Raw genomic sequence first — 6926 nt, 5'->3', positions numbered from 1 at the left:
TGTGCTATGCCCAGAGAGCGCTGCAAATGCGGGTTATCGCAGCATGCTTAGCAGCGAGCGAGCTCGTACCACACAAGTGACCAAGGTGATCTCCGGGCGCCCGGCGCGGGGCATGGTAAATCGCTTTATGCGCGAGGTTGGCGCAGCCGGACATCCGCCGGTGCCTGGCTTTGGCATTGGTTATGACGCGGGTAAGCAGTTGATCGCAGCGGCTGCGGCGGCGGGTAACTTGGAGTTTGCAGCCTACTGGGCCGGGCAGGGCGCTGCACTGGCCCGCGAACTGCCAGCGGCTGAACTGTTTGCTTTGTTGGTGCAAGAGTATCAAGCCGCGCAGCATTGATCCTCTGTCGAGTTGGGCAAGGCTTTGGGTTAAGGGTTAATCTCCTTTTCGCCCGGGTCTTTGCCTTCCTCGACACTGTGCTCTATGACCGCATTCAGTTCAGCACCGAATAACAGCACCGCCGATGAGATATACAGGTAGAGCAGCAGGATGATGATTGCGCCAATGCTGCCGTAGGTTGCGTTGTAGTCGGCGAAGTTCTGCGCGTAATAGCTAAAGCCCATCGACGCCGCTATCCATACGATGACCGCAAGAATGGAGCCCGGCGTGATAAAGCGGAACTCCTGCTCGACATCCGGGGCCACGTAATACACCACCGATACCACCAGCATCAGCATACAAATCGCGATGGGCCAGCGCAGGATTGCCCATAGCGTGACCACGATTTGCTCGATGCCGAATTGCTGCGCAAGCCAGTTCATCGCCTGTGGCCCCAGCACCATCAAGCCTGCAGCACTGAGCAGAGTAATGGCGATGGCGATGGTGTAGATAAACGACAGTGGAAAGCGCTTCCACGCCGGGCGGCCTTCCTTGACGCCGTAAGCGCGGTTGGTTGCAACCATCACCGAGCGCACCGCTGATGAAGCCGTCCACAATGCAACCACGATTGCGACCGAGAACAGCCCGGCTTTTTGCGTTTGCAGTTGATCGATCGCCGGGTTGACCAAGTCATATGCCGCGCGTGGCATCACCAGCGCGGCCTGCTCGCGGAGCCAGTCAAAGAATGGCTGCAAGTCGAGCACACCGATGATCGCGACCAAAAATAGCAAGAAAGGGAACAGCGAGAAAAAGATCTGAAACGCCAGCGCCGAGGCATAAGTGGGTAACTCGTCGTCGACGAAATCGACAACGGTTTTTTTGATGACTTTATGCAACCTGAGGCCGGTAAAATCCGGGAAAAGCATGCGGCTTCCTTTCTGCGCGTGGTGATATGAACTCGATATGCTGCTTGTTTTTGAGCGCAATTAATCGATAACAGTTCAGTTAACGAGTGCTAAACACTGTCCAGCTCCATAGCTGATTCTGTGGGCTCATGCTCTGCCTGCCCGGTGAAGCGCTGGAGTTGCATCTCTTGTAGACGACTGAGCGTGCGCCTGAAAGCAAACTCAAGATAACCTTCGGTATACAACTCAGCCAGTGGCACGGCGGCTTCAATATACAAGGGCACGCGGCGGTCGTAGCATTCGTCAACCAAGGCGATAAAGCGTCGTACGCTGTCGTCGTGGACTGACAGGCTGGGTAGTTCGCGATCCCCCGCCTCTATACGCTGTACGCCATCTTCAGTGCCTCTCGCGATTTTGGCACTGCGTGGCTCAGCACTTAAGTTAGGTACGTCGCTCAACAAGATAGCGCTGAATTGGTCACACAAGGCGATGTAGTCGTCAGCGGCCAGCGCTTCTACGCAAAGGTCGGCAAAGCGGCACCAGATTACAGTGCCCGCACGGCGCACCAATTTTATGCTGCGTTGATTCAGCATCATGGGTTCAGCTGTGTTTTGCTGGCCTTCACTCAGGCGCAGAAAGACATCATGCAAGGCGCTGGGGCCATCATTGGCGCTGCGCCAGAAACGTTGGATTTGTGTACCCGGATGCAGACGGTGGTCTTGGCCGCCATCAATTTCTACCACTTGCATATTGGCTTCAATGGCTGCGATTGCCGGAAGGAAACGCTCGCGATTAAAGCCACCGTCGTAAAGCTGGTCGGGCGGCTGGTTTGAGGTGCAGACCATTACCACGCCTTCCTCGAACATCACCTGAAACAACCTGCCGAGAATAATCGCATCGCCAATATCGTTGACGTACAACTCGTCAAAACACAGGACCCGCACTTCATCGCGCAGCTCACACGCCAGTGCCCGTAGCGGGTCGCTGGTGCCCGTCAACTGGAACATACGCTGATGCACCCAGCGGATAAAGTGATGGAAATGCTGGCGACGACTTGGGACTTGCAGGCTTTTATAGAATTGATCCATCAACCAGGTTTTGCCGCGCCCAACCGGCCCCCACAAATACACGCCAGTTGCAGCTGGTGTATCGGCTTCTGGGCTGTGCAGCGCTTGATAACAGGCTTGCAGTTGTTCGGCGGCAAACGCTTGTGCCTTATCGGGCTTGAAACCCAAATGGTCTAACGCATGTTGATAGGCTGCAAGAGGGGCTAGTTCGGTCATGGCGGGTTGCTCGCTGTAGATTTCGCCCGGCAATACCGCATATGTGACCGCGCAGCTTTGGTAGAAAGTGAGCCGATTGTAACCTGCTCAACGTCAGGGGCAAAAAGATAGGGAACGGTTATTGCTTACTTTGTTAGCAAAGTGTTTGTAGATAGCTAGCAAAGTCAGGAGCTGAACCGATGATAGCTGAGTCCCGTCGTGGCGTGATCTGTACCCCACACCCTGATGCAAGTGCCGCAGGCATGCAGATATTAGAGGCCGGTGGTACGGCAATCGATGCCATGTTGGCGGCCAGTGCGATGCTTGCTGCGGTGTATCCGCACATGACAGGGCTGGGCGGTGATGCGCTATGGATGATTCACGACAGTCAAGTACGCACCATTATGGGGATCGGTCAGGCCGGGCAGCAGTTACCGTCGGGTGGAGCAATTACATTGCGCGGGCCTGGCGCTGTTGCGACTACAGCAGGCGCCATGGCGAGTTGGAAAACTGCTCAGCAAATTAGCCGACAGTGGGGCTCTCGTATGAGCTGGACTGACTTGTTGGATGAAGCAGCTGCAACCGCGCAACGCGGGGTCGAGGTGTCTGAGTCGCAATTATTCTGGCAGGAACGGCGTAAAGCCATGATCGAAGGGCTGCCCGACCTTCACGCGCTGTGCAAGCGTGATGGGCGCTGGATGCAAACGGGCGATATCTTGCGCCAACCTGAGTTGGCCAACACCTTGCTCCGGTTGTCTCATGCGGGGATTGACGACTTCTATCAAGGTGAACTGGCGCAGGCATTTGCCCAGTCATTCAGCCAGTTGGACTGTGGTTTGACCGCTGCAGATTTAGCGGCGACCCGGGCACCAGAAGTTGCGCCAATATCGGTCCGTTATCGTCAGGGACAGCTGTTCAATATCGCGCCCCCGTGCCAAGGGCTCTACACACTTCAGGCCATGTCGGCATTGCAACATATGCCGTTGCACCAATATGCGAATGGCTCCGCCCGCTATTATCACGCACTGGTTGAAGCCATCAAGCAAGGCTTATTGCGACGTAATGCGCAGCTGTGCGATCCATTGGCGACAGGATGGGATTTCAACGCCAGCTTGTCTGATGCCTGTGCTCAGCAATATGCCGCGCAGATTGATGAAAACCGTGCGGCGGCCTGGTCTGAGCCAGGACGCCCGGCGGATACGGTATGGATGGCGGCAACCGATGAGCAAGGCCGCACCGCCTGCTTGATCCAGAGCCTGTTTCACGATTTTGGTTCGGGCTGCATCATGGGTGACACCGGCGTGCTTTGGCAAAACCGTGCAGCAGGTTTCAATGCTGATCCTACACACGCCAATGCTTGGGCGGCGGGTAAACGTCCGGCCCATACACTCAATCCGTCGTGTTACCTGGCGGACGATGGGCGTCGTTTGTTCTTCGGTACACAAGGCGGTGATGGCCAGCCGCAAACGCAGCTGGTATTAGCCACCCAGTTGATCGACTATGCCCAGCCCATTGATAAAGCCTTGAGCATGCCGAGGTTTTTGTTGGGCAGAAGCTTCTTTGACAGCACCGATAACTTGAAACTTGAGGCGGATATCGACCCTGCCGTAATCGACCGCCTCGCAACCCTGGGACATGAAGTCGAAGTGATACCCGCCGCGAGTCCATTCACCGGGCAAGCCGGAGCTATCGCCATTGAAAACACCGGCAAGCGCTTTGCTATGCATGATCCGCGCGGCCAGGGAGTCAGTTTAGGGCAGGCAGATTAGCTCTGGTCAGGGCGTTCAGCGTTTGCCGGGGTGTCGACTGTGGCGGATAATAAGCCTCGGGTTTTGCAATCTAGCGACTGGGTGACCGAGGGCAACATGGGTTCGATGAGCGTCAGCGCTAAACAAATTGAGGTACAGCGCATCGTTGATGTGCTGTCAAAGGCGATTGCTCAGCATCGCTTGCGACCGGGTACGCGCTTGATTGAAGCGCAAATTGTTGAAACGCTGCAGGCCAACCGCAATCACGTTCAAGTGGCGATACAGCGTTTAGCGATGCAGCGTATTGTCACCATCGAGCCTAATCGCGGTGCGCTGGTTTCTCAGCCGACAGCAAAAGAGGCACGTGAAGTTTTTGCCGCGCGACGGGCAATAGAGCGTGCGATAGTTGAGAGTATCAGCCCGCAAGTAATGCGTGAGCATGCGCACCGGGTAAGTACTCATTTGTGCAACGAGCGCTGTGCCACCAACGCCACAGATCGTCGTGCAATTGTGCGTGAGTTAAGTGAGTTTCACCTGCTATTGGGCGAGCTCAGCGGCAATACGGTGTTGAGTGAAATACTGGCTAATTTGATGGTGCGAAGCTCGTTGATTGTTGCCTTATATCAGCGCAACGATGTGCCATCCTGCGCTTCCGACGAGCATCAGGACATCATTACTGCGTTGCAAGAAGGCGATCGCGAAAAGGCTGTACAAGTCATGCTCGATCACTTGGATGAGCTTGAAGGTCAGTTGGCACTTGATGATCAAGAACCTGAAGAGGTGAATCTGCGCCAGGCCCTCGCCGGGCTCTAATCAGGCCCAGAGGTTAAACGGAAAACGCCCCACTCATGCGAAGACCCGCACGAGTGGGGCGTTTTTCGTCTACTGCAACAGCTTCAATACGGCTTCGGCTGTGGCTTCTGACGAGGCTGGGTTCTGGCCTGTGACGAGGTGGCCGTCACTGACCATGTAGCTTTCCCAGTCTGCTGATTTTGAATAGATGCCGCCTTTTTCCTGAAGCATGTCTTCAACCAGGAAGGGCACTACGTCGGTCAGTTGTACAGCAGCCTCTTCGCTGTTGCTGAAACCTGTCACGCTTTTGCCGTTCACCAGAGGTTTGCCATCAACTCCTTTGGTGTGACGAAAAATGGCGGGCGCATGGCAAACGGCGCTAACCGGTTTACCCGCCGCATGAAAGTCTTCGATCAAGGCAATTGAGTGTTGATCCTCCGCCAGGTCCCACAACGGGCCGTGGCCGCCCGGGTAGAACACCGCGTCGTAATCAGTGGCATTCAGGCTTTCAAGCTTGAGGGTGTTGGCCAAGGCTTTTATTGCGGTTTCATCACTGCGAAAACGTTCGGTAGCGGGTGTTTGCGCATCTGGCTCATCGCTTTTGGGGTCAAGTGGCGGTTGGCCGCCTTTGGGTGAGGCCAGAGTGATTGTTGCGTTTGCATCCTTGAACACATAGTAAGGCGCGGCGAATTCTTCTAGCCAGAAACCGGTTTTACGGCCCGTATCGCCAAGGGTATCGTGCGACGTTAAAACCATCAGAATATTCATATCAACCTCATCATTTGTGTGCGGTTTAGCGATCAGTCGGATTGGTCTTCAGTGCCGACTTGAACCACCAATTTGCCGAAATTCTTGCCGACAAGCAGGCCGGTAAATGCTTCGGGTGCGTTCTCCAGGCCCTCTACAAGCTGTTCGCGGTATTTGATTTTGCCCTCGGCGAGCCATTGGCTCATATCGCGGGCAAATTCGTCGTAGCGGTCTGCGTAATCATCGAAAATAATGAAGCCTTGAATCTTCAAACGCTTGGTGAGAATGGTGCGGGTCAGCAGAGTCAAGCGGTCTGGCCCTTCTGGCAAGGCGGTCATGTTGTACTGGGCGATCAACCCACAGACTGGAATCCGCGCGCGGGTGTTGAGTAGCGGCAGCACCGCGTCAAACACCTTGCCGCCAACGTTCTCGTAATACACATCGATGCCTTTAGGACAGGCTTTTGCCAATTGTTCAGCAAAGTCGCTTGCATGGTGATCCAGGCAGGTATCAAACCCCAGTGTTTCTATTGCGTGACGACACTTCTCGGCGCCACCGGCGATGCCGACAACATGGCACTGCTTGATTTTGCCGATCTGGCCAACCGTTGCACCGACAGGCCCGGTTGCCGCCGCCACGACCAAGGTTTCACCGGCTTTGGGTTGGCCTATATCGAGCAAGCCCATATAGGCCGTGAAGCCAGGCATCCCCAGAATGCCCAAGGCGTAGGATGGATTTTGTGGGTTGCTGCCAAGGTTGGTCAGACCCGCGCCATCGGACAACGAATAATCTTGCCAGCCGCTGTAGGACAGCACCCAGTCGCCTGGCTTGAAATCCGGATTATTTGAACTGACGACCCGGCAAACGGTGCCGCCGACCATCAGACCGCCAACCTCAACTGGGTCGGCATAGGAGGCAGCGTCGCTCATTCGCCCACGCATATAAGGGTCGAGTGAAAGATACACGGTGCGTAATAACAGCTGATTTTGCTCGGGCGTGGGCAGCGGCTTTTGTTCAATTCGGAAGTTTTCTGCGGTCGGCGCGCCATGCGGGCGAGAGGCGAGAACAACTTGGCGGTTAATACTCGTTGATTGCGGCATATCGGCATGACTCCTTCTGAGTGACTTGAGCCTCGATTTGTCATCGTGGCGGC

The 6926-nt window shown here is 55.4% G+C and carries 7 protein-coding genes; 3 read left to right on the top strand and 4 right to left on the bottom strand.

The window, feature by feature from the left end; translation table 11 throughout:
- Positions 1–340 (top strand): nitronate monooxygenase (locus ACN0UH_RS13980; RefSeq protein WP_417662623.1); only part of this gene is annotated, 340 nt, incomplete at its 5' end.
- 29 nt (positions 341–369) lie between these two features.
- Here ACN0UH_RS13980 and ACN0UH_RS13975 read toward each other — a convergent pair.
- Positions 370–1245 carry a YihY/virulence factor BrkB family protein gene (locus ACN0UH_RS13975; RefSeq protein WP_417662622.1) on the bottom strand — a complete coding sequence of 292 codons (876 nt, stop codon included), beginning with the start codon at positions 1243–1245 and terminating at the stop codon, positions 370–372.
- 89 nt (positions 1246–1334) lie between these two features.
- Positions 1335–2507 carry a cell division protein ZapE gene (gene zapE / locus ACN0UH_RS13970; RefSeq protein ID WP_417662621.1) on the bottom strand — a complete coding sequence of 391 codons (1173 nt, stop codon included), beginning with the start codon at positions 2505–2507 and terminating at the stop codon, positions 1335–1337.
- Positions 2508–2686: 179 nt separating this feature from the next.
- Here zapE and ACN0UH_RS13965 point away from each other — a divergent pair, with 179 nt between their 5' ends.
- Positions 2687–4255: a gamma-glutamyltransferase family protein gene (locus tag ACN0UH_RS13965; RefSeq protein WP_417662620.1), complete on the top strand. Its 1569-nt coding sequence runs from the start codon at positions 2687–2689 to the stop codon at positions 4253–4255.
- 96 nt (positions 4256–4351) lie between these two features.
- Positions 4352–5047 carry a GntR family transcriptional regulator gene (locus ACN0UH_RS13960; protein WP_417662627.1) on the top strand — a complete coding sequence of 232 codons (696 nt, stop codon included), beginning with the start codon at positions 4352–4354 and terminating at the stop codon, positions 5045–5047.
- A 69-nt stretch (positions 5048–5116) separates the two neighbouring features.
- Here ACN0UH_RS13960 and ACN0UH_RS13955 read toward each other — a convergent pair whose 3' ends face one another.
- Positions 5117–5794: a type 1 glutamine amidotransferase domain-containing protein gene (locus ACN0UH_RS13955; RefSeq protein WP_417662619.1), complete on the bottom strand. Its 678-nt coding sequence runs from the start codon at positions 5792–5794 to the stop codon at positions 5117–5119.
- A gap of 32 nt (positions 5795–5826) precedes the next feature.
- Positions 5827–6873: an NADP-dependent oxidoreductase gene (locus ACN0UH_RS13950; RefSeq protein ID WP_417662618.1), complete on the bottom strand. Its 1047-nt coding sequence runs from the start codon at positions 6871–6873 to the stop codon at positions 5827–5829.
- Between the last annotated feature and the right edge of the window lie 53 nt (positions 6874–6926).

Origin of the sequence: Pseudomonas sp., from assembly GCF_048265905.1 — a bacterium.
In the GTDB taxonomy this organism is placed as follows: domain Bacteria; phylum Pseudomonadota; class Gammaproteobacteria; order Pseudomonadales; family Pseudomonadaceae; genus Aquipseudomonas.
The sequence above is the reverse complement of the archived record's forward strand: the minus strand, read 5'-3'. Positions and strand labels throughout refer to the sequence as shown.